The sequence below is a fragment of the Lysobacter sp. 22409 genome (assembly GCF_052045105.1).
Lineage (GTDB): Bacteria > Pseudomonadota > Gammaproteobacteria > Xanthomonadales > Xanthomonadaceae > Lysobacter > Lysobacter antibioticus_B.
Window position 1 is genome coordinate 176,749 of record NZ_JBQEOE010000003.1, and the last position, 24,189, is coordinate 200,937.

Annotated in this window: 19 protein-coding genes and 8 tRNA genes; 5 read left to right on the forward strand and 22 right to left on the reverse strand. The window is 66.9% G+C overall.

Features of this window, described 5'->3' with window-relative positions:
- Positions 1-73 precede the first annotated feature (73 nt).
- Positions 74-643: a Maf family protein gene (locus tag ACTJJK_RS02795; protein ID WP_408953215.1), complete on the reverse strand. Its 570-nt coding sequence runs from the start codon at positions 641-643 to the stop codon at positions 74-76.
- A gap of 124 nt (positions 644-767) precedes the next feature.
- On the opposite strand from ACTJJK_RS02795, the gene ACTJJK_RS02800 reads away from it, so the two are divergent.
- The 3 genes from ACTJJK_RS02800 (at position 768) to ACTJJK_RS02810 (ending at position 2,814) form a co-directional block, all read left to right on the forward strand.
- Complete coding sequence (locus tag ACTJJK_RS02800) at positions 768-1,538, forward strand: SIMPL domain-containing protein (protein WP_223619331.1); 771 nt, start codon at positions 768-770, stop codon at positions 1,536-1,538.
- Positions 1,539-1,540: 2 nt separating this feature from the next.
- Positions 1,541-1,729: a hypothetical protein gene (locus ACTJJK_RS02805; RefSeq protein WP_031372514.1), complete on the forward strand. Its 189-nt coding sequence runs from the start codon at positions 1,541-1,543 to the stop codon at positions 1,727-1,729.
- A gap of 410 nt (positions 1,730-2,139) precedes the next feature.
- Entirely contained in the window at positions 2,140-2,814 is a 675-nt protein-coding gene (locus ACTJJK_RS02810; protein ID WP_223619329.1) for an energy transducer TonB, read from the forward strand.
- A gap of 152 nt (positions 2,815-2,966) precedes the next feature.
- Here ACTJJK_RS02810 and rlmH read toward each other — a convergent pair whose 3' ends face one another.
- On the reverse strand, positions 2,967-3,437 hold the full coding sequence (rlmH, locus tag ACTJJK_RS02815; protein ID WP_031372512.1) for a 23S rRNA (pseudouridine(1915)-N(3))-methyltransferase RlmH: 471 nt from the start codon (positions 3,435-3,437) through the stop codon (positions 2,967-2,969).
- A gap of 127 nt (positions 3,438-3,564) precedes the next feature.
- On the opposite strand from rlmH, the gene ACTJJK_RS02820 reads away from it, so the two are divergent.
- Positions 3,565-5,127, forward strand: a complete 1,563-nt coding sequence (locus ACTJJK_RS02820; protein WP_223619328.1) for an alkaline phosphatase PhoX — start codon at positions 3,565-3,567, stop codon at positions 5,125-5,127.
- A 132-nt stretch (positions 5,128-5,259) separates the two neighbouring features.
- Here ACTJJK_RS02820 and ACTJJK_RS02825 read toward each other — a convergent pair whose 3' ends face one another.
- The 14 genes from ACTJJK_RS02825 to ACTJJK_RS02890 all read right to left on the reverse strand — a co-directional run bounded on the left by ACTJJK_RS02825 (position 5,260) and on the right by ACTJJK_RS02890 (position 16,418).
- Complete coding sequence (locus ACTJJK_RS02825; protein WP_223619327.1) at positions 5,260-7,254, reverse strand: peptidyl-prolyl cis-trans isomerase; 1,995 nt, start codon at positions 7,252-7,254, stop codon at positions 5,260-5,262.
- 333 nt (positions 7,255-7,587) lie between these two features.
- Positions 7,588-7,664: transfer RNA gene (locus ACTJJK_RS02830), tRNA-Asp, on the reverse strand.
- Between the two features lie 103 nt (positions 7,665-7,767).
- Positions 7,768-7,844 (reverse strand) — tRNA-Asp (locus ACTJJK_RS02835).
- A 91-nt stretch (positions 7,845-7,935) separates the two neighbouring features.
- Positions 7,936-8,010 (reverse strand) — tRNA-Val (locus tag ACTJJK_RS02840).
- 51 nt (positions 8,011-8,061) lie between these two features.
- Complete coding sequence (locus ACTJJK_RS02845) at positions 8,062-8,334, reverse strand: HU family DNA-binding protein (protein ID WP_031372509.1); 273 nt, start codon at positions 8,332-8,334, stop codon at positions 8,062-8,064.
- A 219-nt stretch (positions 8,335-8,553) separates the two neighbouring features.
- Positions 8,554-10,986, reverse strand: coding sequence for an endopeptidase La (gene lon / locus ACTJJK_RS02850; protein WP_031372508.1), 2,433 nt, complete (start codon positions 10,984-10,986; stop codon positions 8,554-8,556).
- Positions 10,987-11,580: 594 nt separating this feature from the next.
- Positions 11,581-12,870, reverse strand: coding sequence for an ATP-dependent Clp protease ATP-binding subunit ClpX (gene clpX, locus ACTJJK_RS02855; RefSeq protein WP_031372507.1), 1,290 nt, complete (start codon positions 12,868-12,870; stop codon positions 11,581-11,583).
- A 180-nt stretch (positions 12,871-13,050) separates the two neighbouring features.
- A complete protein-coding gene (gene clpP / locus ACTJJK_RS02860) occupies positions 13,051-13,677 on the reverse strand; it encodes an ATP-dependent Clp endopeptidase proteolytic subunit ClpP (protein ID WP_031372506.1) in 627 nt (208 codons plus the stop codon).
- Between the two features lie 155 nt (positions 13,678-13,832).
- Positions 13,833-15,134, reverse strand: a complete 1,302-nt coding sequence (gene tig, locus ACTJJK_RS02865) for a trigger factor (protein WP_031372505.1) — start codon at positions 15,132-15,134, stop codon at positions 13,833-13,835.
- Positions 15,135-15,514: 380 nt separating this feature from the next.
- Positions 15,515-15,600, reverse strand: a tRNA-Leu gene (locus tag ACTJJK_RS02870).
- Between the two features lie 357 nt (positions 15,601-15,957).
- A tRNA-Lys gene (locus ACTJJK_RS02875) sits at positions 15,958-16,033 on the reverse strand.
- A gap of 52 nt (positions 16,034-16,085) precedes the next feature.
- Positions 16,086-16,162: transfer RNA gene (locus ACTJJK_RS02880), tRNA-His, on the reverse strand.
- Positions 16,163-16,224: 62 nt separating this feature from the next.
- A tRNA-Arg gene (locus tag ACTJJK_RS02885) sits at positions 16,225-16,301 on the reverse strand.
- Between the two features lie 40 nt (positions 16,302-16,341).
- Positions 16,342-16,418, reverse strand: a tRNA-Pro gene (locus ACTJJK_RS02890).
- A 187-nt stretch (positions 16,419-16,605) separates the two neighbouring features.
- On the opposite strand from ACTJJK_RS02890, the gene ACTJJK_RS02895 reads away from it, so the two are divergent.
- Positions 16,606-17,364, forward strand: a complete 759-nt coding sequence (locus tag ACTJJK_RS02895) for a Bax inhibitor-1/YccA family protein (RefSeq protein WP_031372504.1) — start codon at positions 16,606-16,608, stop codon at positions 17,362-17,364.
- 188 nt (positions 17,365-17,552) lie between these two features.
- On the opposite strand, the gene rsfS is transcribed toward ACTJJK_RS02895, so the two are convergent.
- From rsfS to leuS, 6 genes are all read right to left on the reverse strand, one after another.
- On the reverse strand, positions 17,553-17,987 hold the full coding sequence (gene rsfS / locus ACTJJK_RS02900) for a ribosome silencing factor (protein WP_036148873.1): 435 nt from the start codon (positions 17,985-17,987) through the stop codon (positions 17,553-17,555).
- A 38-nt stretch (positions 17,988-18,025) separates the two neighbouring features.
- Positions 18,026-18,679 carry a nicotinate-nucleotide adenylyltransferase gene (gene nadD, locus ACTJJK_RS02905; protein ID WP_440729401.1) on the reverse strand — a complete coding sequence of 218 codons (654 nt, stop codon included), beginning with the start codon at positions 18,677-18,679 and terminating at the stop codon, positions 18,026-18,028.
- A 10-nt stretch (positions 18,680-18,689) separates the two neighbouring features.
- Positions 18,690-19,736: a DNA polymerase III subunit delta gene (gene holA / locus ACTJJK_RS02910; RefSeq protein ID WP_440729402.1), complete on the reverse strand. Its 1,047-nt coding sequence runs from the start codon at positions 19,734-19,736 to the stop codon at positions 18,690-18,692.
- Between the two features lie 28 nt (positions 19,737-19,764).
- A complete protein-coding gene (locus tag ACTJJK_RS02915) occupies positions 19,765-20,286 on the reverse strand; it encodes an LPS-assembly lipoprotein LptE (RefSeq protein WP_051885094.1) in 522 nt (173 codons plus the stop codon).
- A gap of 142 nt (positions 20,287-20,428) precedes the next feature.
- Positions 20,429-21,082, reverse strand: a complete 654-nt coding sequence (locus ACTJJK_RS02920) for a glutathione S-transferase family protein (RefSeq protein ID WP_223619325.1) — start codon at positions 21,080-21,082, stop codon at positions 20,429-20,431.
- Positions 21,083-21,314: 232 nt separating this feature from the next.
- Complete coding sequence (leuS, locus tag ACTJJK_RS02925; RefSeq protein WP_440729403.1) at positions 21,315-24,089, reverse strand: leucine--tRNA ligase; 2,775 nt, start codon at positions 24,087-24,089, stop codon at positions 21,315-21,317.
- Positions 24,090-24,189 lie beyond the last annotated feature (100 nt).

Consider the following 24,189-nt stretch of genomic DNA (forward strand, 5'->3'; position numbering starts at 1 on the left):
GGTGGGTCCCAAGTCAGGCGAACGTCGGATGGAAAGAACGCGGTGCAGCGCGGTCGAACGTAAGCGCGGCGGCCTAGCCGCCGACGCCGAACTCCCGCAGCAGCCGCGCCGTCTCGTGCAGCGGCAACCCCATCACCCCCGAATAACTGCCGGCCAGATGCCGTACGAAGACCTCGGCGCCGCCCTGGATCGCATAGGCGCCGGCCTTGCCCTCGGGCTCGCCGCTGGCGACATAACGCGCGATCGTCGCCTCATCGAGCTCGGCGAAGCTGACCTGCGAGACCGACAGCGCCTGCGCCTCGCGCGAGCGCGAGACCAGCGACACCGCCGAAATCACCTGGTGGGTGCGCCCCGACAGCTTGCGCAGCATCGCCGCGGCATCGTCGGCGTCGCGCGGCTTGCCGAACACCTCGTCGTCGAGCACGACCTCGGTGTCGGACCCCAGCACCAGCGCGGTCGGATTGCCGAGCACCTGCAACAGGCCGGCGCCGGCTTTCTCGCGGGCGACCCGGCGGACGTACTCCAGCGCCGGTTCGTTGGGCTGGCGGTGTTCGGGCACGTCGAGATCGAGTACGCCGAATTCCAGGCCGAGGCGGGTCAGCAATTCGCGTCGCCGCGGCGACTTGGAGGCAAGATAGAGCATACGGAAAGCATAACCCGCGCTGACTGAGCGCCAGCCGACGACGAGCCGCGCAAACCCCGTAACGAATCACGGTTCGTTCACCAGTTCAGCAAGACCCTACCCCTCGTCCTTCAAGGAGCACCACATGACCCGGTCGTCGCCACAGTCTTTCGCCCGCCTTTCGTTGCGCCCGCTGGCGCTCGCCGCTTTCCTCGCCTTCGGAGCCGCAACCGCCATGACCGCCCAAGCCCAGACCGCGCCCGCCTACGTCGCCAGCGACGGCACCCTGCTGTCGGTGTCGGCCCAGGCCGAGGCGCGCCGCACGCCGAACATCGCCACCTTGTCGACCGGCGTGGTCACCCAGGCCGCCGACGCCAATGCCGCGATGCGCGCCAACGCCGAGCAGATGAGCAAGGTCGTGGCCGCGATCAAGGCCGCCGGCATCGCCGACCGCGACGTCCAAACCGGCGGCATCAACCTCAACCCGCAATACCGCTACGCCGAGAACCAGCCGCCGGTCATCACCGGCTACCAGGCCAACAACAACGTCAACATCGTCGTGCGCGACCTGTCCAAGCTCGGCAAGATCCTCGACGCCCTGGTCGCCACCGGCGCCAACCAGATCAACGGCCCCAGCTTCGATATCGACGACAAGGAAAAGGACGTCGCCTACGACGAAGCCCGCCGCAGCGCCATCGAGAAGGCCCAGGCCCGCGCCGAGATGTACGCCAAGACCCTGGGCATGAAGGTCCGCCGCATCGTCAGCGTCAGCGAGAGCGGGCGCTTCGGACCGCCGATGCCGATGCCGATGATGGCCATGGGCCGGATGGAAAAGGCGTCGGCCGACACGCCGATCGCGCCGGGCGAGAACGCCTTGTCGATGACCCTCGACGTCGTCTTCGAGCTGGGCAAGTAAGCATGGCCGGCCCGACCAAGACCGCGCCGCCGGCGCCGGATCCGAAGCCGGGCCGCACGCCTGGCTACCCGGAACCGCAGCCGCGCAATCCCGACGACGCGCGCCAGCCGCATCCGCGCAAGCCGCCGAACCCAGACGAGGGCGGGCTGCAGCGCGAACCCGAGAGCGGCCCGGACCCGACCGACCGTTGAGCCGGGCTCCCGAGCCGTAGACACCAGGAAGGCCCGCGCAAGCGGGCCTTCTTGTTTCTTGCGCGCGGCGGCATCGACGAATGCAGGCCGGCAAGTGGCCAAGCGCATGCCCGCCACGGCGACGTTGCCGTCCATTCAGCATCCATCGTTCGCGGGTGGGCCGCGGGCCGGCGCGGCGAACGCTGCGCCGAAGCGAAAAAACCCGGCGATTTTTCAAGCACCGCCCTCGTCTGCGGGTGTCGCCGGTGGCCGTCGAGTGCGCCGCAGGCCGACCAAAGTCGCAAACGAGAAGCGCTTGCATCCGCAAATCGGCCGGCGCATTTTTGTGACGCGACATCGGTTTCAAGCTCAACCCCGCCGGCGGTATCCGAACGTTGTCAGTGATGTCAGACAAGCCAAGGAGGTAGCTCATGGTTCGCGCGATTCCCTCTCACTCCCACACGCCATTGGACGGCACCCGCATCGCCGCCAACGCCGGCGCCATCGCCTTCAACGCGGCGATGCTGATGTTGATGCTGGTCCCGCTGAGCGCGCCGCGTTTGCTGGTGTCGCCCGAAGAACCGGTGATCCCGGAATTCATTCCCAGGCCTACCCAGCGCGTCGAACCGCCGCCGCCGCCGAGACTGGTCGAGGTCGTCCGGAGGCCACAGCAGCAGCAACCCATCGTCCAGCCCCAGCCGCAGGTCCAGCCGGTCGAAGCCCCGCCGGTCGTGGTCGACAACCCCGACCCGCAGCCGCTCGACTTCGCCGGCGCCGAGACCGTCGCCCGGGCCACGCCGCAGATCGACCTGGGGCCGCAGACCCTGACCGGCGCGGTCCTGCAAAGCCTGAAGAACCCGCCGCCGAGCTATCCGCCGCAGGCGGTGCGCGAAGGCCTGACCGGGGTGGTCGAGCTGGAGATCCTGGTCGGCATCGACGGCAAGCCGATCGACGTCAGCATCGTGCGCAGCAGCGGCCATCGCCTGCTCGACCAGGCCGCGCGCAAGGTCGTGCTGAACCGCTGGACCTTCCAGCCGGCGATGAGCAACGGCCAACCGGTGCAGGCGCGCGGCCGCGTGCCGATCGAGTTCAAGCTGGATCAATAATTCTCGAACGACGCGCCGAACCGAAGCCCGGGCTCATCGCCCGGGCTTTTTTTGCGCGCAAGCTTTGTTGCGCGAGCCGTCGGTTGATCCGGGGCCAGGCGCGCCCTCGATGAAATGATCCGGCCGCAACGGCCCGCGATCGAACCCACCGCTCAGGCGCGGTGATAAGGATGGTTCGCCAACAGCGCGGCGGCCCGGTACAACTGCTCGGCGGCGACCAGCCGCACCAGCATATGCGGCAAGGTCAGCGGCCCCAGCGACCATTGTTCGTCGGCGCGCGCCAGCACCTCGGGCGCATGCCCTTCCGGGCCGCCGATCAGGAACGCCAGGTCGCGGCCCTGGCCGCGCCAATGCTCCAGCCGCTGCGCGAGTTGCTCCGAGGTCCACAGGCGCCCGCGCCCTTCCAATGCGACCACGCAGGCGTTCTTCGGCAGCGCGGCGATCACCCGCGCGCCTTCGTCCTGGGTCGCACGCACGGCATCGCGGCCCTTGCCGCGCAGGCCCGGCTCGATCTCGACCAAGTCCAGCGGCAACCAATGCGAAAGACGTTTCTGGTACTCGCCGAATCCTTCCGCGACCCAGCGCGGCGCTCGTTCGCCGACGGCGATCAGTCTGCTTTTCATGCGCGCATGGTAGCCAAGCGTGCGCGGCCCCGCCGGGGTCGCAGCGGCATTGTCATATTCCGGTTACCGCACCGGGCTAGCGTGCAGGGTTCCCCCGCCCCACCCCAGCCCCGCAGGAGTTTCTACGATGGATGCTTTCGATCCCTCCCGCCGCCAGGTCATCAAGAGCAGCGCCGCCGCCATGGCGATCGGCGCGATGGGCAGTCTGAGCGCGCTGTACACGCGTCAGGCCGCCGCTGCGACCGATCCGACCCGGCTTTCCCCCGTCCCGAGCCGCTACGGCGCGCTGGCGCCGGTCGCCGACCTCAGTACCGGCCTGCCCTTGCTGCAGTTGCCGCGCGGCTTCAGCTATCGCTCGTTCGCCTGGAGCGGCGACCGCATGGACGATGGCCAGGTCTGCCCGGACCGTCACGACGGCATGGCCGTGGTCGCCACGCATCGCGGCGGCCAGCATCCGCACGGCCGCGGCCACGGCCGCAGCGAACTGATCCTGATCCGCAACCACGAACGCGGCGCCGGCTCCACCCCGATCCGCGCGCCGGGCATGTACGACACCGGCACCGTCAGCGGCGGCCAGCCCGGCGGCGGCACCACCACCTTGCGCTATCGCTCCGGCGAAGGCCGCCACGGCGACGAATGGCGCGGCGTCGAACCGAGCCTCGGCGGCACCCTGGTCAATTGCGCCGGCGGCCCGACCCCGTGGGGCACCTGGCTGAGCTGCGAGGAGATCAAGAGCAACGCGGTCTCCAGCACCGGCCACAAGCACGGCTACGTGTTCGAGGTCGACCCGCGCAGCGAACGCACCAGCGGCCGCCCGATCGTCGAGATGGGCCGCTTCAGCCACGAGGCGGTGGCGATCGATCCGCGCACCGGCATCGTCTATCTGACCGAAGACGACCGCAACAAGTCCGGCTTCTATCGCTTCATTCCGAACCGCCGCGCCGGCTGCCACGGCTCGCTCGAACACGGCGGCCGCCTGCAGGCCGCGCGTGTGCGCGGCAAGCCCAACGCCGACCTCACCGCCGTCAGTATCGGCGCCGAATACCAACTCGAATGGGTCGACATCCCGGATCCGGATTTGGACTCGATCGCCGCACCGAGCGGTTTCCCCGACATCGGCGCCGGCGACACCCTCAGCGGCCCGTTCGCCCAGGCCTGGAGCGAAGGCGGCCTGCGCATGAGCCGCGGCGAAGGCATCTGGTACAGCTACGGCAAGTTGTTCATCGTCGACACCAGCAACGGCACCGACGCCCAGGGCCGCAAGGGACGCGGCAACGGCGCGGTGTGGGTGCTGGATCTGTTCACCCAGCGCATGCGCGCGCTGTTCGTCAGCAGCCACCAGCTCGCCGCGCACAATCCCGACAACATCACCGTCAACGCGCGCGGTGGCGTGGTGCTGTGCGAAGACCCGGATGCGGCGCCGGCCGGCAGCCCCGACGAGTACGGCCCGGGCACGCGCCTGGTCGGTCTGACCCGCGGCGGCGAATCGTTCTATCTGTGCAAGAACAACGCCGAGCTGACCTCGACCCAGATCGCCAACGCCGGCAAGCACGTCGCCGAAGGCGATTACCGCGACAGCGAATTCTGCGGCGCCTGCTGGGACCCGGCCGCGCGCACCTTGTTCGTCAACATGCAGTCGCCGGGCATCACCTTCGCGATCACCGGCCCCTGGGAACGCGGTCCCTTGTGAGCGTGGGCTAACAGCCCTGCGCGCATCGCGGCGCCNCGGCCCGGCGATAGCGAATCCGGTCGGTCGCAAACTCGGCCGCAAATAAAGAAGGCCCGGCAATGCCGGGCCTTCGAGTTTCCGCAGCGCCAAGGATCAGCGCAGGTTTTCTTCGATCACCTTGATCTGCACGCGCTTGCGCAGCGCCGTGGTCAGTTCGCGGCTTTCTTCGTAACCGCCCATCTGCGAGATCTGCGTGCGCAGCATGTCGAGCTGGGCGGCCGGGATTTCCGACTTGCTGCCCGGCTTGACCTTGTTGACCGCGAACAGGACCACGCGGCCGTCGGCGAGCGCCGACTTGCCGGCGGCGACCTTGCCTTCGGCCGGCGCCTTGAGGGCGAAGATCGCTTCGCTGACTTCCGGGGTCGGCAGCGGCATGCCGCGGGCGACGTCCGGGATCGTTTCCGGGGCCGTCAGCTGCTTGGAAGCGGCCACCGCGGCGATCGCTTCGCCGCCGTTGATGCGCGCGACCAGCGCATCGGCTTCCTTCTGCGCGGCCTTGATGCCGCGATCGGTGCGCACCGCGGCGATCACCTTGTCGCGGACCTGGGCCAGCGGCAGCGCGCGTTCCGGCGTATGCGAGACGACGCGGATCAGCACGCTGTGCTCCTGGCCGATCTCGATCGGATCGCTGACCGTGTTGTCCTGCAGGCGCGCATCCGAGAACGCGGCGCGGATCACCGCCGGGTGGGCGCCGATGCCCTGGCCGTTGGCCGCGGCATCGCGGGTGACCGGGCCGACCTTCTGCACCGGCAGGTTCATCGCCTTGGCCGGACCGTCGAGCGAGGTCGGGTTCTTGTAGACCAGGTCGACCAGCTTGGCCGAGAAGTCGTTGAAGTTGCGCTCGCGGCTGGTTTCGGTCTCTTCGCGCAGCAGCGCGTCGCGGACCAGCGCGAACGGCTGTTGCTCGCCGCTCTTGACCTCGCGCACCACGATCACGTGCCAGCCGCTGTCGTCCTTCACCGGCGCACTGATCTCGCCGACCTTGAGCTTGAACGCGGCGTCTTCGAACGCGCCCGGGATGTCGCCCTTGCTGACCCAGCCCAGCTCGCCGCCGGCGGCCTTGGAGCCGAGGTCGTCGCTGTTGGCGCGGGCGATCGCGGCGAAATCGGCGCCGGCGGCCTTGGCCTGCGTCGCGAGCTGCGCGGCCTTCTGCTCGGCGGCCTTCTGCGCCGCGGCATCGGAGCCGGAGGCGACGTTGACCTGGATGTGCGAGATCAGGCGCTGTTCCTGGGCGATGAAGCGGCTCTTCTCAGCCTCGTAACGGTCCTGCAACGCCTTCTCGGTCGGCAGCGGCGGCGGCGGCAGGGTCGCGCCGTTGATCTCGACGTATTCGAGGTTGACGCTCTCGGGCGCGCGGAAATCCTTGGCGTGGCCGTCGTACCACTTCTGGATGTCGGCGGCGCTGACCTCGGCGGTGTCCGGGGTCGGCGGCGGCAGCATCACCAGGCTGACGTCGCGGCGTTCGCCCATGAGCTTGATCAGGCGGTCGATTTCGGCGTGGGTAAGGAAGTTGCTCTGGCCGATACCGCCGGTCAGCAGGGTTTCCATGAGGCGGGCGCGCACGAACTGCTCGAACTCGGTCGGCGTCTGCGCCGGCTGGCGCATCTGCAGGCCGAGCACGTAGCGCTCCTGGTTGAACTTGCCGGTGCTGTCCTGGAATTCCGGGACCGCCTGGATGGTCTTGATGACCAGCGCATCGCTGACCGCCAGGCCGTCGACTTCGGCGGCGAGCTTGCGCACGCGCTCGTCGATCAGCGTTTCCAGTATCGCGCGCTTGCTCTCGGGCTTCTCGAACTCGCGCGCATCGAAGGCTTCGCCTTCGGCGGCGCGGCGGCGATCGCGTTCTTGCTGGAAGCGCGTATTGAATTCCTGTGCGTCGATCGACTCGTGCTTCCACAGCATCGAGGCCGGCCACCACGACGGCGCCGAACGCCACCACGACGGGGCCATGTCGATCCGCGCGACCGAGCTGTCGACGCGCTGCACGAGGTATTGCTCGATGCCGACGAAGGCGAAGGGAATGATCAGCAAGCCGAGGATCACGGTGGCGATCCAGCCCGAGGTCTTGTCGCGAAGTGTCTGCAGCATGTCCGAGTCGCGTTCAGTCGTAAGCCGGACAGTTTAGCGCGGTTCCGGTCCCCAGGCGGATGGGGCGACGACGGTCCCATTCCGGGCGACCGGCCGGGGCCGGCGGACGGGCTGCGGACGGGTCGGGCCGGATGCTGCGGCGCGAAAAACGGCGGCTGCGCGAGCGGTTCCGCTGCAGGCGGGCCCCGCTGCGGGCCGACCTGCAGCAGGACGACGGCGGATGCCGGCCGTGGCCGTGGCTGTGGCGGCGAGGCCGGCGGGGGGCCGCGGCCGCAGGCTGCGCCCGAATCGCAGGCATAAAAAAAGGCGCCGTTTCCGGCGCCTTCGCAAAACTGGCGGAGTGGACGGGACTCGAACCCGCGACCTCCGGCGTGACAGGCCAGCATTCTAACCGACTGAACTACCACTCCGCGTTTTGAAACTTCCGCATCCGCCGCGCCGCGATCGCGCAAAAAAACGAATGCTCTCACTTATATAAAACAAAGGCGCCGTTCCCGGCGCCTTTGGCAAAACTGGCGGAGTGGACGGGACTCGAACCCGCGACCTCCGGCGTGACAGGCCAGCATTCTAACCGACTGAACTACCACTCCGCGTTTTGAACTCTTTCAACCGAATCCTGACTCGTGTGTCTTGCCTGACTTCATCTTTCGGATGACGTCTTGGCAGAAAGACCAGCGAGACTGGTGGGTGCTGAGGGTTTCGAACCCCCGACCCTCTCCGTGTAAAGGAGACGCTCTACCGCTGAGCTAAGCACCCGAGTGCATCGGATTCTGCTTGGCGATGCCCCAGGCACCGCCGGCGAGCTGCTTAGTTTACAGCATCCTTCAGCGCCTTGCCAGCCTTGAAGGAAGGATTCTTCGACGCTGCGATCTTGATCGTTTCGCCGGTCTTCGGATTGCGACCCTGGCGGGCGGCGCGCGCGCGCACCTGGAAGGTACCGAAGCCTACGAGCGTAACAGTGTCGCCCTTCTTGAGCGCCTTGGTGACGACGTCGATCAATGCATCGACGGCGGCGGTAGCGTCGGTCTTCGACAGCTCGGCGGTTTCGGCAACTGCCCCTACGAGATCGGCCTTGTTCATTATTTTCTTGACTCCTGTGCGGATTGGACCGCGTGTTCTGAGAATCGGATCTACGCCAGCAGGCGTACGTCCCGATCAAGCGTGCCGCGCTGCAGAAGCAGGATTTCCTGCAGCGCGGTTGCGGTCGTTATACCAGCGGCATTTTGGGGGCGCAAGCGTGAAAGCTAGCAGCGACGCGGCTTTCAGCGCTTTTTTCGGGTTTCCGACCGACGGCCCGACTTAATGCTTGACGTCGGGCTGCGCAGCCGTCTTGCCGCCGTCGCGCACCGGCAGCTCGCCCTCGCCGGAGGGCGGCGTCGGTGCGATGGGACGTTCCAGCGCAAGGTCGAGCACCTCGTCGATCCAACGCGCCGGCACGATCTTGAGGCCCTGCATCACGCTCTTGGGCAGGTCGGAAAGATCCTTGCGGTTCTCCTCGGGAATGATCACGGTGCGGATGCCGCCGCGCAGCGCCGCGAGCAATTTTTCCTTGAGCCCGCCGATCGGCAGTACGCGTCCGCGCAAGGTGATTTCGCCGGTCATCGCGACGTCGGCCTTGACCGCGTTCTTGGTCAACATCGACACCAATGCGGTGGCGATGCCGATGCCCGCGCTCGGGCCGTCCTTCGGCGTCGCGCCTTCGGGCACGTGCACGTGCACGTCGTGCTTCTGCAGGAACTCGACGTCGATGCCGAGCCGTTCGGCGCGCGAACGCACCACCGACAAAGCCGCCGATGCGGATTCCTTCATGACGTCGCCGAGCTGGCCGGTCAGGATCAGCTGACCCTTGCCCGGCACCAGGGTGGCTTCGACCTGGAGCAGGTCGCCGCCGACTTCGGTCCAGGCCAGGCCGGTGACCAGGCCGATCTCGTTCTGCTCTTCGGCGCGGCCGAAATCGAAACGGCGCACGCCCAGGTATTTCTCGAGATTCTTCGAACCGACGCTCATCGCGCCGTCCTTGTCCTTCTTGAGCTTCGGACCGGCCAGGGCGATTTCCTTGACCACCTTGCGGCAGATCTTGGAGATCTCGCGCTCGAGGTTGCGCACCCCGGATTCGCGCGTGTAGTAACGCACGATGTCGCGCACCGCCGATTCGGCGATCTTGATTTCCTCGACCTTCAAACCATTGGCCTTGATCTGCTTGGGCAGCAGATAGCGCATGGCGATGTTGAGCTTCTCTTCCTCGGTGTAACCCGGGATCCGGATCACTTCCATGCGGTCCAGCAGCGGGCCGGGAATGTTGAGCGAGTTCGAGGTCGCCACGAACATCACTTCGCTGAGGTCGAGGTCGACTTCGAGGTAGTGATCGTTGAAGGAATTGTTCTGTTCCGGATCGAGCACTTCCAGCAATGCCGAAGACGGGTCGCCACGGAAGTCCATCGACATCTTGTCGATTTCGTCGAGCACGAACAGCGGGTTCTTGCTGCCGACCTTGTTGAGGTTCTGGACGATGCGGCCCGGCATCGAACCGACGTAGGTGCGTCGGTGGCCGCGGATCTCGGCCTCGTCGCGCACGCCGCCGAGCGACATGCGCACGAACTTGCGGTTGGTGGCCTTGGCGATGCTCTGCCCCAGCGAGGTCTTGCCCACGCCCGGCGGACCGACCAGACACAGGATCGCGCCCTTCATGTTCTTCACCCGCGTCTGCACGGCGAGGTATTCGAGGATGCGCTCCTTGACCTTTTCCAGACCGAAGTGGTCGGCGTCGAGGACGTCCTGCGCGGCCTTGAGGTCCTTGCGGATCTTGCTGCGCTTCTTCCACGGCACGCCGAGCAGCCAGTCGAGATAGTTGCGCACGACCGCGGCCTCGGCCGACATCGGCGACATCTGCTTGAGCTTGTTGAGCTCGGCCTTGGCCTTGGTTTCCACCGGCTTGGGCATGCCTGCCTCGGCGATCTTGCGCGCGAGCTCGTCGACGTCGTTGGGCGCATCGTCGATCTCGCCGAGCTCCTTCTGGATCGCCTTCATCTGCTCGTTGAGGTAGTACTCGCGTTGGCTCTTCTCCATCTGCGACTTGACCCGGCCGCGGATGCGCTTCTCCAACTGCTGCACGTCGATTTCGCCGTCGACGAGGCCGACCAGCTGTTCCAGGCGCGCGCCGATGGCGTGGGTCTCGAGCAGCTTCTGCTTGTCGCCGATGCGCACGCCCAGGTGGGCGGCGACGGTGTCGGCGAGACGGCCGGGTTCGTCGATGCCGGCCAGGGTCTGCATCAGCTCCGGCGGCAGCTTGCGATTGGTCTTGACGTACTGCTCGAACAAGCCCATCAGCGAGCGCGCGATCGCCTCGACTTCGCGTTCTTCGCGGTCGATCACCGGCTCGACCACGTCGGCCTGGCCGGACAGCGCGCCGTCGCGTTCGAGGACGTCGCCGACCTTGACCCGCGACACGCCTTCGACGAGGACCTTGATGGTGCCGTCGGGCAACTTGAGCAACTGCAGCACCTGCGCGAGCGTGCCGATCTCGTACAGATCCTCGGCGACCGGATCGTCGGTCTCGGCGGATTTCTGCGCGACCAGCAGGATGCGCTTATCGGATTCCATCGCCAGATCGAGGGCGCGGATCGACTTGTCGCGGCCGACGAACAGCGGGATCACCATGTGCGGAAACACGACCACGTCGCGCAGCGGCAGCACCGGCAGTTGCAGGATTTCGTGTTCGGTACGGTCGGACATGCGGACTCCAGATGTATGCGTTAGGCAGCCACTACGGCGGCCACGCCCGATTTATGGGGTTGGCGCCCGAACGATGCAAGCACGACATTGGTCCCAACGCCGCCAGCATGCGCCAAACCCTTGCCAATCAAGACATTGAGGCGATTACGGCACTCAATGTTCCAGCCAAGCGTTCAGTATCACCGTGTACTGACATCTGAAGTCGGCCCGGGCGCACGGAACCGGCCGCTGCGGCCGGTTCTTACGGCTTGCGTTGACGGCCGCCCTTCCCGGGCCACGATGGCGCGGCTCCTTACCGGATCAGACGCCGGCCGAGGGCCGGATCGGACAAGGGAGGTCCTGGAAGGCGGCCTGCACGGCCCGGCGGGATGGCCTGGCGGGATTGGCTTGGCGCGCGTCGCGGACAAGGCGAGAGCCGGCGAGCGGCGCTCGTGGTGCCATGGGCCTGGTCCGCGATGCAGGCGGGCGCTGGGTGCGGGTCTGGGCGGGTCGCACCCGAGCCAGCCGAAGCTCCCAGGCTTTCGACGCGCGGCCGGAGCAGGCGTTGCCGCCCCCGGATAGCAAACGCCCCGGCAGGGCCGGGGCGTTCGGGGTTTACTCGGCCGCAGCGACCTTCGGCTGCGCCGGCGGCGTCTGATAGATCAGGTACGGCTCGGACTTGTGCTCGATCACCGACTCGTCGACGACCACCTTGCTGACGTTCTCCAGCGACGGCAGCTCGTACATCGTGTCCAGCAGGACCGATTCGACGATGGTGCGCAGGCCGCGCGCGCCGGTCTTGCGCTTGAGCGCGCGACGGGCGATCGCCGCAAGCGCGTCGGGACGGAATTCGAGCTCGACGCTCTCCATCTCGAACAGCTTGCGGAACTGCTTGGTGATCGCGTTCTTCGGCTCGGTGAGGATCGAGATCAGCGCCGCTTCGTCGAGTTCCTCGAGCGTGGCGACCACCGGCAGGCGGCCGACGAACTCGGGGATCAGGCCGAACTTGATCAGGTCTTCCGGCTCGACCTCGGCCAGGATGCGGCCGATGTCGATCTTGCGCTCGCTGCTCTTGACCTTGGCGCCGAAACCGATGCCGCCGGCCTCGGTGCTGCGCTGCTGGATGATCTTGTCCAGGCCGGCGAACGCGCCGCCCACCACGAACAGGATGTTACGCGTGTCGACCTGCAGGAATTCCTGCTGCGGATGCTTGCGCCCGCCTTGCGGCGGCACGCTGGCGATGGTGCCTTCGATCAGCTTCAGCAGCGCCTGCTGCACGCCTTCGCCGGACACGTCGCGGGTGATCGACGGGTTGTCGCTCTTGCGCGAAATCTTGTCGATTTCGTCGATGTAGACGATGCCCTGCTGCGCTTTTTCGACGTCGTAGTCGCACTTCTGCAGCAGCTTCTGAATGATGTTCTCGACGTCTTCGCCCACGTAACCGGCTTCGGTCAGGGTGGTCGCGTCGGCGATCGTGAACGGCACGTTGAGCAGGCGCGCCAGCGTTTCGGCCAGCAGCGTCTTGCCCGAACCGGTCGGGCCGACCAGCAGGATGTTCGACTTCGACAATTCGACGTCGTCGTTCTTCTGCCGGCTCTCGATGCGCTTGTAATGGTTGTATACGGCCACCGCCAGGGTGCGCTTGGCGCGCTGCTGGCCGATCACGTATTGGTCGAGCACTTCGAGAATCTCGCGCGGCTTCGGCAGATGGCTGCGGGCCGACTGCGCCTTCTCCTCGAGCTCCTCGCGGATGATGTCGTTGCACAGCTCGACGCATTCATCGCAGATGAAGACGCTCGGGCCCGCAATCAGCTTGCGGACTTCATGCTGGCTTTTACCGCAGAACGAGCAATACAGGATCTTGTTGCTGTCGCCCGTGCTGCGTCCTTGTCGATCGTCGGTCATGCTTTGGCCCGTTGGTGCTCGAATCGTACTCATATTCCCGATTGGCCATCTCGGCAAGCGCCTGTAATGGCCGTTCGGCTATCGCAGCCCGAGAATAACACACCCCCCGGCCCCGCCCTGCGGGCGGGACTGGCGGCGGTTACCCAGTGCGATCAAGGGTTTGCGCGTCTGGACGAACGGTCAGGCAGCCTGGACCGAGTCGTCGGGACGGCGCTCGAGGACCTGGTCGATCAGGCCGTATTCGCGCGCGGCTTCGGCGCTCTTGAAGTTATCGCGCTCGGTATCGCGCGCGATCGTCTCCAGCGCCTGGCCGGTGTGCTTGGAGAGGATCTCGTTGAGGCGCTGACGCAGGGTCAGGATCTCGCGGGCGTGGATGTCGATATCGGTCGCCTGGCCCTGGAAGCCGCCGAGCGGCTGGTGGATCATCACGCGCGAGTTCGGCAGGGCGTAACGCTTGCCCTTGGCGCCCGCGGCGAGCAGCAGCGCGCCCATGCTGGCGGCCTGGCCGACGCAGATCGTGCTCACGTCCGGCTTGATGTACTGCATGGTGTCGTAGATCGCCATGCCGGCGGTGACCACGCCGCCCGGCGAGTTGATGTAGAGGCTGATGTCCTTTTCGGGATTCTCTGCCTCCAGGAACAGCATCTGGGCCACGATCACGTTGGCGACATGGTCGTCGACGCCGCCGACGAGGAAGATCACGCGCTCTTTGAGCAGGCGCGAATAGATGTCGTAGGCGCGTTCGCCGCGGCTGGTCTGTTCGACCACCATCGGCACCAGATTCAATGCTTTGGTTCGGTTGTCCATTTCAACGGCACCTATTGGCTGACGTGGAGTGCGCTTGTAATGCAAGCGCGGTCCGGCCAACTTGGGGCCGGCCGGACCGCAGCGCAAGAGGCGCGATTGCTAAAAGCGGCATTACCGCCTAGCACGCCCGATCGGGAAAGCTCGAAAGCCGCCGATCAGGCCGGGCGGATCGCTTCGCTGAACGACAGCGGCTGCTCGGTGTGCTGGGCGCGCTCGGCGATCCAGTCGATCACCTGCTCTTCCATCACGCGGTTCTGCAGGCCGGCCATCAGCTGCTGGTCGTTGCGGTACAGGTCGATCACCTGCTGCGGCTCCTCATAGGTCGAGGCGATCAGGCGCAGGGTCTCGTTGACGCGCTTGGGCTCCAGGCGCAGCTCGTGGCGGCGGGCGATCTCGCCGACCAGCAGGCCGACCAGCACGCGCTTGCGCGCTGCGTCCATGTAGTTTAGGTGAGCGTCGGCCGGGGCTTCGATCTGGCGGCCCTGGCGGCGCGCCTGCTCGACGGTCTGCCAGACCATGTCGCGGGCTTCGTTCTCGACCAGCTTCGGCGGCATTTCGACCGACTCGTAGGCGGCGATCAGCTGCTCGCCCACTTCACGGCGCAAGCGGGTCATCAACGCGCCCTTGAGCTCGCGCTCCAGGTTGGTGCGGATGTCGTTGCGGAACTGCTCGGCATCGCCGCTCTTCACGCCGAAGCTCTTGATGAACTCGGCGTCGACGTCCGGCAGGACCGGCTCGGAGACGTGGTTCAGCTTCAGGTGCACGCTGGCCTTCTGGCCGGCGAGCTGCGGGGCGCGCCATTCGGCCGGGAATTCGACTTCGGCGACCGTTTCTTCGCCGGCCTTGAGGCCGACCAGGGCGTCCTCGAGCGGCTTGAACATGGATTCCGAACCGATCACGGTGCTGCCGTGCTCGGCGCCTTCGGCCGGCAAACGCTCCTCGCCGACCTGGGTCCAGGTCTCCAGCTCGACCACGTCGCCCTGCTGGGCGGCGCGATCGACCGACTTCAGGGTGCGGCGCTGCAGGCGCAGGTTTTCGATCATCGCGTCGATGTCGGCGTCGGCGACTTCGGCGACGTGACGGACGATGTTGAGCTTGGCCACGTCGATGTCGCCGAAGTCCGGCACGACCTCGAAGGTCGCCACGTAGGACAGCGTCTCGCCGCTTTCGTTGGCCGGCTCGATGCGCGGGTTACCGGCGATCTGCAGCTTTTCCTCGCGGATGGCGTTGCCGAAGCTTTCGCGCAGCATGCCGTCGAGGATTTCGGCCCGCACCTGCGCGCCGAAACGCTGCTCGATGACCTTGGTCGGCACCTTGCCGGGGCGGAAGCCCTTGATCTTGGCGCCGCGCGCGATTTCGCGCAGGCGGCCGCCGACCTGGTTTTCCAGGTTCTCGGCCGGGAGGCTGAAGGTCAGTCGGCGTTCGAGCGAGCCCAGCGATTCGAGCGAAACTTGCATATCCACTCCTGCGACCACGGCACTCGCCGCAGCACGATGTTGATGATCTTGTCCGGCCGCCGTTATCGACGAGACCCTCGCCGGCCAGCGGAACTTGCTAGTTTGGCCGATTACGGGCCGGCCTGCCAGCGCCTGGGGGCGGAAAAGCCGTCCGGACGGGCTTGCTGGGGCCGAAACGGCGGAATTCGCGACCTGGGTCGCAGCCGGAGGCGGTTTGGAGCCGGTCTGGCGCGCAGTGAAGCCGGCTGGACGGGAGTGGCTGGCACGGCGGCTGGCTGGGGCAACCCCTGAAGCCGGAGGCTGGCGCGGCCAGGCCGAGGGCCGGTCGGGTCATCCTGCCAATGGTGCATTCATGGCGGATGGGCGCCGACCCGCCTGCGTGGTGCGAAAGGCGGGACTCGAACCCGCACGGGGGTTACCCGCTGGAACCTAAATCCAGTGCGTCTACCAATTCCGCCACTTTCGCCCAGGGCCGGCATCGCGTGGATGCGGCCGACGCATTCTAGCCGTCACGCCGAAAAAAAGCGCCTCGCGCCCAAGCCACCGCAACCTATCGGAGGATCACCCGGGCACGGGCAGCCGGCCCGACTTCGCATGCAGTTGGGAAGTCCTGCGCCTTGGCGGCGCGCCGTGGCGATGCGCACCGGCCACGACACGGACCTTGATCGCCTATTCGTGGATGCAAGGCAACCGCTGACCGCCGTCGTCCGCGTTCGCGCGCCGCTCGGCGGCGACGAATGCCGCGCGTTTATTGCAGGCACTGCAGGCAAAAATCGCGGACAAAGAAAAAGGCAGCTGGATCGCTCCAGCTGCCTTTCGATTTTGGTGGGCTGTCAAGGATTCGAACCTTGGACCTATTGATTAAGAGTCAACTGCTCTACCAACTGAGCTAACAGCCCGGTGAAACCAGGTGCGGAACTATACAGAAAAAATCAGTGCCGCACAACACTTTGGGGTGGAAGACGGGATTTGAACCCGCGACCCCCGGAATCACAATCCGGTGCTCTAACCAACTGAGCTACATCCACCATAAACCTGCTACTGCAACGCACGTTATTGAAACACGAACGCACGTTTACGAAAACTTTTTTGGCGCGCCCGGCGGGACTCGAACCCACAACCACCGGCTTAGAAGGCCGGTGCTCTATCCGGTTGAGCTACGGGCGCCAGATTACATCTTAACTGACGGCCGAGCTTGCTCGATGGATGGTCGGGGCAGAGGGATTCGAACCCACGACATCCAGCTCCCAAAGCTGGCGCTCTACCAGGCTGAGCTATACCCCGAGCCGGGACTCCCGCGACACGCCAAGACCGCGAAAGGCCGCATAGTGTGGGCGGCGCTTTGCTCCCTGTCAATCGTGCGTTACCGGCGCCGCACCGCCCTGCCCGAGCCGCCGCCGCTTGTGCGATGTATGCTTCGACCCTATCTAGTATTCATTCTCGAAACCGCGTTTTTCCAAGGAGCAAGACCATGCGCAGCGGCAATCCCGCATTGAAGGACTCGACCTTCCTCGACCTCGGCACCGGCTCGGTCGTGCGCGGCGGCGACCAGGTGATGACCCTGAACGGTACGGTCAACAAGACCGGCGTGTTGTTGCTGCTGACCGTCATCACCGCGTCCTTCGCCTGGAGCCAGGTCCAGATCACCGAGCTCGGCGCGATCGGCGCCGGCCCCTACGTCTGGGGCGGCGCGATCGGCGGCCTGATCCTGGCCCTGGTCACCACCTTCAAGAAGACCTGGGCGCCGGTCACCGCGCCGCTGTACGCGCTGGTCGAGGGCTTCTTCCTCGGCGCGATCTCGTCGATCTTCGAGGCCAAGTTCCCGGGCATCGTGATCCAGGCGGTCATGCTGACCTTCGGCACCCTGTTCGCGCTGCTGTTCGCGTATCGCTCGGGCCTGATCAAGGCGACCGAGAACTTCAAGCTCGGCGTGGCCGCGGCCACCGGCGGCATCTTCCTGATCTACCTGGCCACGATGGTGCTGGGCCTGTTCAACATCAACATCCCCTACATCCACGAATCGGGCCTGATCGGCATCGGCTTCAGCCTGTTCGTGGTGGTGGTCGCGGCGATGAACCTGGTGCTGGATTTCGACTTCATCGAGACCGGCGTCGAGCAAGGCGCGCCGAAGTACATGGAGTGGTACGGCGCGTTCGGCCTGATGGTGACCCTGGTGTGGCTGTACATCGAGTTCCTGCGCCTGCTGTCGAAGCTGCAGTCGCGCAACTGATACCCGCGGTTCGCGTTTTGCAAAGGGCGCCTTCGGGCGCCCTTTTCTTTGCCCAGGGTGGGCGCGTTCTGGCCCGGCCGCCGTTGCCTGTGGCTACGAAGCGCGAGGCATGCACCCGCAAACGACGACGGCGCCCTGGGGCGCCGTCGTTGCTTCGCTGCGAAACTTTCGGATCGGGCGCGGCCTTCTCAGAAGCGATCTTCGTCGTCGGTCTCGAACTTGCCTTCGTAGCCTTCCGGCGGCGGCGGCTGGTCGCCGACCGTCCACAGGCGCTCGAGGGCGTAGAACTCGCGCACGCGCGGCAGCATGACATGGACGACGACATCGCCCAGATCGACCAGCACCCACTCGGCCTCGCGCTCGCCTTCGACGCCCAGCGGCATGACGTCGAGGTTCTTGGCGAACTTGACGACTTCGTTGGCGATGGATTTGACGTGACGGGTCGAGGTGCCGGAGGCGATCACCATGTAATCGGTGACGCTGCTCTTGCCGCGCACATCGATTTCGACGACATCCTTGGCCTTGAGTTCTTCGACCGCGGCGTGGACCGTCTTGAGCAACAACGCGATCGGCGGCGGCGGGTTCGGCAGCTGGGTCTTGATGACTTGGGCTTGGCTGGTCAAGGGGAAATCGGCTCTGCGTGACGGGGAGTGTGCCGGGATTATACCGAAGCGCCGCGCAGGGCTCGCACCCCATACAGACCATGACGTTCTATATAGCCGGCGACGGCCGCCGGAACGTATTCGCGCCAGGGCTGCCCGGCGGCGATCAGCGAACGGACCTGGCTGGCCGATTCGGCATGGAGCGGCTGGTTCAGGCGGAAAACCCGTCCGGCCGGAGCCTGCCTCAAGGCCTCGACCTGGGCTGTCTCGCGACCTGCTGCGAATGCGATGCGCTCGGCTTCGAGGGGGCTGCCGGGGCGCTCGGCGACGACGAAATGGGCCAGGCCGAACAAGGCCTGCCACTCTTTCCACTTCGGCAAATCGAGAAAACTGTCGGCGCCGACCAACAGCGCCAGCGGCTGCTCCAGGCCGACCTCGGCGCGGACCTCGCGCAGGGTCTCGACCGTATAGGAGCGGCCCTCGCGGCGCAGTTCGCGCCGGTCGACCATGAGCTCGTCTTCGCCGGCCACGGCCAGGTCGAGCATCCGCGCGCGGTGCTCGGCGCTGGCGCCGGGCAAGGCGCGATGCGGCGGGTCGGCGGCCGGCATCAGCCGGACCTGCGCGCACAGCGTGTCGCGCGCGGCGCGGGCGATCGCCAGATGGCCGTCGTGGATCGGATCGAAAGTGCCGCCGTAGAAGACCAGCAAGCCCATGGGCGGCGACTCAGGCGCCGGACATCGCGAGCAGGCGCAGCGCGCGCGGCTCGGCGACGGCCAGCAACAAACGCTCCAGCGCGACCCAGGCATCGCCGCTCTCGCGGCCCTTGGCCATGCGGTCGACGCGGCCGGCCTGGGCCAACAAGGCCTCCCAGCGGCGGGCGTCGTGACGCTGCAGGGCGCGGCGGTACATCGGCTGCTTCGAGTCCCAGATCCGCTGCGCCTTGAATTCGGCGTTGATGTTGCCGCCGCGCGCGTTGACCCGCGCCAATGCGGCGGTGCGCTGCAATTCCATCACCACCATGCCGAGCAAGGCCGGCACCGCCTCGCCTTCGGCGCGCAGGCCGGCGAGCATGCGCGAGACCTGCCCGCCCTGCCCGTTCATGGCCGCGTCGAGCACGCGGAACACGTCGAAGCGCGCGGCATCGGCGACCAGGGTCTGCATGCGTTCGAGGTCGATGGTCTCGCCGTCGGACAACAGGGCGAGCTTGTCGACTTCCTGCGCGGCCGCGAGCAGATTGCCCTCGACGCGCTCGGCCAAGCTCTGCACCGCATCGCGATCGGCGCGCAGGCCGCGCGCGCGCAGGCGGCGTTCGATCCATTCCGGCAGTTCGTGCGGCTTGATCGCCCAGGCCACGGCGATATGGCCGACGCGGCCCACCGCTTCGCTCCACTTGCCGCCGTGCTGCTTGCTCCATTCGCCCGCGGTGATCAGCAGGTTGACGTCGTGCGGCGGGTCGGCGCAGAAATCGGAAATCACTTCGGCGCCTTCCTTGCCTGGCTTGCCGCTGGGCAGGCGCAGCTCGATCAGGCGCCGGCTGGCGAACAGGCTCGGCGCGCGGAAGGCGCCGGACAACGCGTTCCAGTCGGGTTCGCGTTGATTGCCTTCGGCCTCGTAGACCTCGCGTTCGTCGATGCCCTGCTTGCGCGCGGCGGCGCGCACCGCGTCGGCGGCTTCGAGCACGCGCAAGGGCTCGGGCCCGGCGATCAGATAGACCGGCCGCAGGGCTTCGCTGTCGAGCTGGGCGAGCAGACGCTCGGGCGTCAGTTCCATGATCGCCGACGCAAGCGGTGAGCGAAGATCAACGCCGTTCGCTGACGGCGCCGACGCGGCGCAACACCGCGGCGCTCATCTCGCGACGCATTTCGCGCATCAGGATTTCGCGTTCGCCTTCGGTACCGATCGCGTTGACCGGGTTGGAGACGTAGTCGCGCGCCAGCTCGATGCTCTGGCGCGGCACCAGGGCGGTGCCGTCGGCCTTGCGCAGTTCGAAGGCGACGGCATAGCGCAGGCTGTATTCCTGCACGCGGCCGAGTTCGTCGAGCGCGGCCGGGGTGTCGCCCCAACGCTCGGACAACAGATCGAGCACCGCCACTTCGCTGGAATCGGCGGTCGCCGGCACCGCGCCGGCGCGGGTCAGCGCCTGGGCCAGGGATTCGGCGAGCGGGCTGTAGCGGTCGGCGGAGACCACCCGCACCGGACCGAGGTCCGGCGGCAGGGTCAGGGCCTGGCGCAACTGGAAACCGCAGGCCGACAAGGCCAGCACGAGGACCGCCAGCGAGGTGCGGGCGGTCGCGCGGAGAAAGGGGGTGCGAGGCGTCATGTGGCGAAGTCTGGACGAGGCGGCTTCGGGCATCAATAGGAAGCCTGAACCGCATTGGCGTCGAAGCGGTCGCAGCCGTGGCTGCGTCTGCGCCCGCGTTCGGGGCACGAGCGGCGCGCCGATCCGGCGACGCCGTCGGCGCTCAGTAACGGATCGCGTGCCCCGCGAACAGCGCCTGCGGCGTCTGCGCGCCCGGCAGGGCCATGAGCCGGTCGAGCCAGGCCTGCACCGCCGGCCAGCGTTCCGGCCAGTCGCGCATCGCGAAACCGGCGGCCTCGGCCCAGGGCTCGACGGTGAAGAACAGATAGCCGCTGCAGGCGACATCGGCGATGGTCGGCGCCTCGCCCGCCAGCCACGGCGTCCGGCTCAACTGCGCCTGCAGGCGATCGAGATCGGCGAGCGAGCGGCGGTCGTACCAGGCCAACACCGCCGGATCGTAGTGGCCGAACTGACGGCCGTAGCGCGAATGCGCGACGTTGAGGCTGACCCGGTTGGCTTCCCACGACAGCCATTCGCGCACGTGCAGGCGTTGTTCGATGGTCTGGCCGTCGAGCGCGCCGGCGCGGGTCGCCAGGTAGTCGAGGATCACGTTCGACTGGCACAGCACCAGATCGTCGATGCGCAGCACCGGCACTTCGCCGTGCGCGGCGAGCTCGCGGAACTCCTGCGAACGCTGATCGCGCGGGCTGCGGATATCGACGTGGCGCTGCTCGAAGTCGATACCGAGCAGGCGCAGGGCCAAAGCGACCTTGTAGCTGAAACCGGAATCGGGGTGGCAATAGAGGATGGGAGTCATGGCAGGCTGGGTGGATTGGGTGAGGAGGCGATGCAATGACTTGCAGCGACACGAGACTTGCAGCGGGCCAAGAGCAAATCCCCCTACTCCCCTCAACAAAGGGGGGAAAGCAACAACGGCAGCTCAGCAACGGACGCAAACAGCAACACGACCACCTGGTGCCCCCCTGTTGAGGGGGCCAGGGGGATTTGCTGTTGCTGTGCCTTCGCCCTTACCGGCCCGGCGCGACGACTCAGCTCGCGACGATGTTGACGATCTTGCCCGGCACCACGATCACCTTGCGCACGGTCAGGCCTTCCATGAACTTGACCACGTTCGGTTCGGCCAAGGCCAAACGCTCGGCGTCTTCCTTGGCGACGTTGACCGGCACTTCGATGGTGCCGCGCAGTTTGCCGTTGACTTGCACCGCCAAGGTCACCGCGTCGCGCGCCAGCGCCGAGGTGTCGACCGCCGGGAACGGCAGGTCTTCGAGCAGGGTTTCGTCGTGCCCCAGCACCTGCCACAGCGCGTGGCTGGCATGCGGGGTGATCGGGTTAAGCAGCAACACGATCGCCGCCAGCGCTTCCTGGCGCAGGGCGCGGCCGTTGCCGCTGGCATCGTCGAACTTGCCCAGGTGATTGAGCAGTTCCATGACCGCGGCGATCGCGGTGTTGAAGCTGTGGCGACGGCCGTAGTCGTCGCCGACCTTCTGGATGCACTCGTGCAACTGCCGGCGCAGGGTCTTCTGCGCGGCGTCCAGGCTGGCGATATCGAGCGCCGGCGCGGCGCCGTCGGCGGCGTGCTTGTGGACCATCGTCCACAGACGGCGCAGGAAGCGCGCCATGCCTTCGACACCGGCTTCGTTCCACTCCAGCGACTGGTCCGGCGGCGCGGCGAACATCGAGAACAGACGCACCGTGTCGGCGCCGAACTTGCCGACCATCAACTGCGGGTCGACGCCGTTGTTCTTCGACTTCGACATCTTCTCGGTGCCGCCGATCTGCACCGGCTGGCCGTCGGCCCTGAGCGCGGCGCCGGTGATGCGGCCGCGTTCGTCGCGCACGATCTCGACGTCGGCCGGATTGATCCAGTCCTTCGAGCCGTCGCCGTTGTCGCGATAGAAGGTGTCGGCGATGACCATGCCCTGGGTCAGCAGGTTGGTCGCCGGCTCATCGCTGTTCACCAGGCCCTGGTCGCGCAGCAGCTTGTGATAGAAGCGGAAATACATCAGGTGCAGGATCGCGTGCTCGATGCCGCCGATGTACTGGTCGACCGGCAGCCAGTAGTTGGCGCGGCCGTCGACCTGCTCGGAAGCGCCCGGCGAGGTGTAGCGCGCGTAGTACCAGCTCGACTCCATGAAGGTGTCGAAAGTATCGGTTTCGCGCTCGGCCGCGCCGCCGCACTGCGGGCAGGTGGTCTTGCGCCATTCCGGGTCGGCCTTGATCGGCGAGGTCACGCCGCTGAAGGCTACGTCTTCCGGCAGCACCACCGGCAACTGGTTCTCCGGCACCGGCACGTCGCCGCAGCTCGGGCACAGGATCACCGGGATCGGGCAGCCCCAATAGCGCTGGCGGCTCACGCCCCAGTCGCGCAGGCGGTAGTTGACCCGGCGCGCGCCGCGGCCTTCGGCCTCCAGCTTGGTCGCCAGGGCGTCGAGCGCCTGCTGGAAATCCAGGCCGTCGAAGTCGCCGGAATTGACCAGCCAGCCGCGCTCGGTCCAGGCGCCCTGCTCGTCGATGCCGCTCTGGAATTCCTCGACCACCTGCACCGCGGCGGTGGTGCCGTAGACGTCGACCGAGGCCGCGCCGCCGAGGGCGCTGCGCATCGGGTCCTTGTGCTGGGTGGCAACGTCCTCGCCGATCTCGGCGAGCGCGTCGCGCACCGCATCGGGCACGATCACGGTCTTGACCGGCAGCTGATAGCGCTTGGCGAATTCCCAGTCGCGCTGATCGTGGCCGGGCACGGCCATGACCGCGCCGGTGCCGTAGTTCATCAGCACGAAATTGGCGACGAACACCGGCAGCGCTTCGCCGCTGATCGGATGAATCGCGCGCAGGCCGGTGTCGCGGCCGCGCTTTTCCTGGGTTTCCAGCTCGGCTTCGGACACGCCGCCGCAGCGCAGCTCGGCGATGAACTCGGCCAGGTCGCTGTCGCTTTGTGCGGCGAGCGCGGCCAGCGGATGCTCGGCGGCGATCGATACGAAGGTCACGCCCATCAAGGTGTCGGGGCGGGTGGTGAACACGTTCAAGGGTTCGACCGCGGCGCCGTTCTCGTCGACCACGTCGAAGCGGATCTCCAGGCCTTCGCTGCGGCCGATCCAGTTGCGCTGCATGGTCTTGACCGCTTCCGGCCAGCCCGGCAGCGTGTCCAGGCCGTCGAGCAGCTCCTGGGCGTAGTCGGTGATCTTGAGGAACCACTGCGGGATTTCGCGCTTCTCGACCAGCGCACCGGTGCGCCAGCCGCGGCCGTCGATGACCTGCTCGTTGGCGAGCACGGTCTGGTCGACCGGGTCCCAGTTGACCACCGAATTCTTGCGGTAGGCCAGGCCCTGCTTCATCAGCCGCACGAACATGCGTTGCTCGTGGACGTAGTAGTCCGGCGTGCAGGTGGCGAACTCGCGCGACCAGTCGATGGCATAGCCCATGGTCTTGAGCTGCGCCTTCATGTGGGCGATGTTGGCGTAGGTCCACTTCGCCGGCGCGGTCTTGTTCTTGATCGCGGCGTTCTCGGCCGGCAGGCCGAATGCGTCCCAGCCCATCGGCTGCAGCACGTTGTGGCCGGTCATGCGCTTGTAGCGCGAGATCACGTCGCCGATGGTGTAGTTGCGCACATGGCCCATGTGCAGCGCGCCCGAGGGGTACGGCAGCATCGACAGGCAGTAGTACTTGGGCTTGTCCGACGTTTCGTCGACCTCGAACGCGCGGGTGGCGTCCCAATAGCCTTGGGCGGCGGTTTCGACGCTGCTCGGGTCGAAGGCCTTGGTTTCACTCTTGGGGTCGTGCGGGGCGTGGGGGACGTCGGTAGACACAGGCGGGCATGAGCGGAAGGACAGGACCGGCAAGCCTACCGCAGCGCACCAAGCCCCGCCATGCGCGGGCGGCCGCGGCTGCGGCCGCAAGACCCGCGAC

Coding starts and splice junctions, on each gene's coding strand:
- ACTJJK_RS02895 (WP_031372504.1), top strand. CDS start 16,606: ATGCGCAGCGGCAATCCCGCATTGAAGGACTCGACCTTCCTCGACCTC.
- tig (WP_031372505.1), bottom strand. CDS start 15,134: ATGCAAGTTTCGCTCGAATCGCTGGGCTCGCTCGAACGCCGACTGACC.
- ACTJJK_RS02795 (WP_408953215.1), bottom strand. CDS start 643: ATGCTCTATCTTGCCTCCAAGTCGCCGCGGCGACGCGAATTGCTGACC.
- rlmH (WP_031372512.1), bottom strand. CDS start 3,437: ATGAAAAGCAGACTGATCGCCGTCGGCGAACGAGCGCCGCGCTGGGTC.
- ACTJJK_RS02800 (WP_223619331.1), top strand. CDS start 768: ATGACCCGGTCGTCGCCACAGTCTTTCGCCCGCCTTTCGTTGCGCCCG.
- nadD (WP_440729401.1), bottom strand. CDS start 18,679: ATGGGCTTGCTGGTCTTCTACGGCGGCACTTTCGATCCGATCCACGAC.
- ACTJJK_RS02810 (WP_223619329.1), top strand. CDS start 2,140: ATGGTTCGCGCGATTCCCTCTCACTCCCACACGCCATTGGACGGCACC.
- ACTJJK_RS02920 (WP_223619325.1), bottom strand. CDS start 21,082: ATGACTCCCATCCTCTATTGCCACCCCGATTCCGGTTTCAGCTACAAG.
- lon (WP_031372508.1), bottom strand. CDS start 10,986: ATGTCCGACCGTACCGAACACGAAATCCTGCAACTGCCGGTGCTGCCG.
- ACTJJK_RS02820 (WP_223619328.1), top strand. CDS start 3,565: ATGGATGCTTTCGATCCCTCCCGCCGCCAGGTCATCAAGAGCAGCGCC.
- clpP (WP_031372506.1), bottom strand. CDS start 13,677: ATGGACAACCGAACCAAAGCATTGAATCTGGTGCCGATGGTGGTCGAA.
- ACTJJK_RS02915 (WP_051885094.1), bottom strand. CDS start 20,286: ATGACGCCTCGCACCCCCTTTCTCCGCGCGACCGCCCGCACCTCGCTG.
- clpX (WP_031372507.1), bottom strand. CDS start 12,870: ATGACCGACGATCGACAAGGACGCAGCACGGGCGACAGCAACAAGATC.
- ACTJJK_RS02805 (WP_031372514.1), top strand. CDS start 1,541: ATGGCCGGCCCGACCAAGACCGCGCCGCCGGCGCCGGATCCGAAGCCG.
- ACTJJK_RS02825 (WP_223619327.1), bottom strand. CDS start 7,254: ATGCTGCAGACACTTCGCGACAAGACCTCGGGCTGGATCGCCACCGTG.
- ACTJJK_RS02845 (WP_031372509.1), bottom strand. CDS start 8,334: ATGAACAAGGCCGATCTCGTAGGGGCAGTTGCCGAAACCGCCGAGCTG.
- holA (WP_440729402.1), bottom strand. CDS start 19,736: ATGGAACTGACGCCCGAGCGTCTGCTCGCCCAGCTCGACAGCGAAGCC.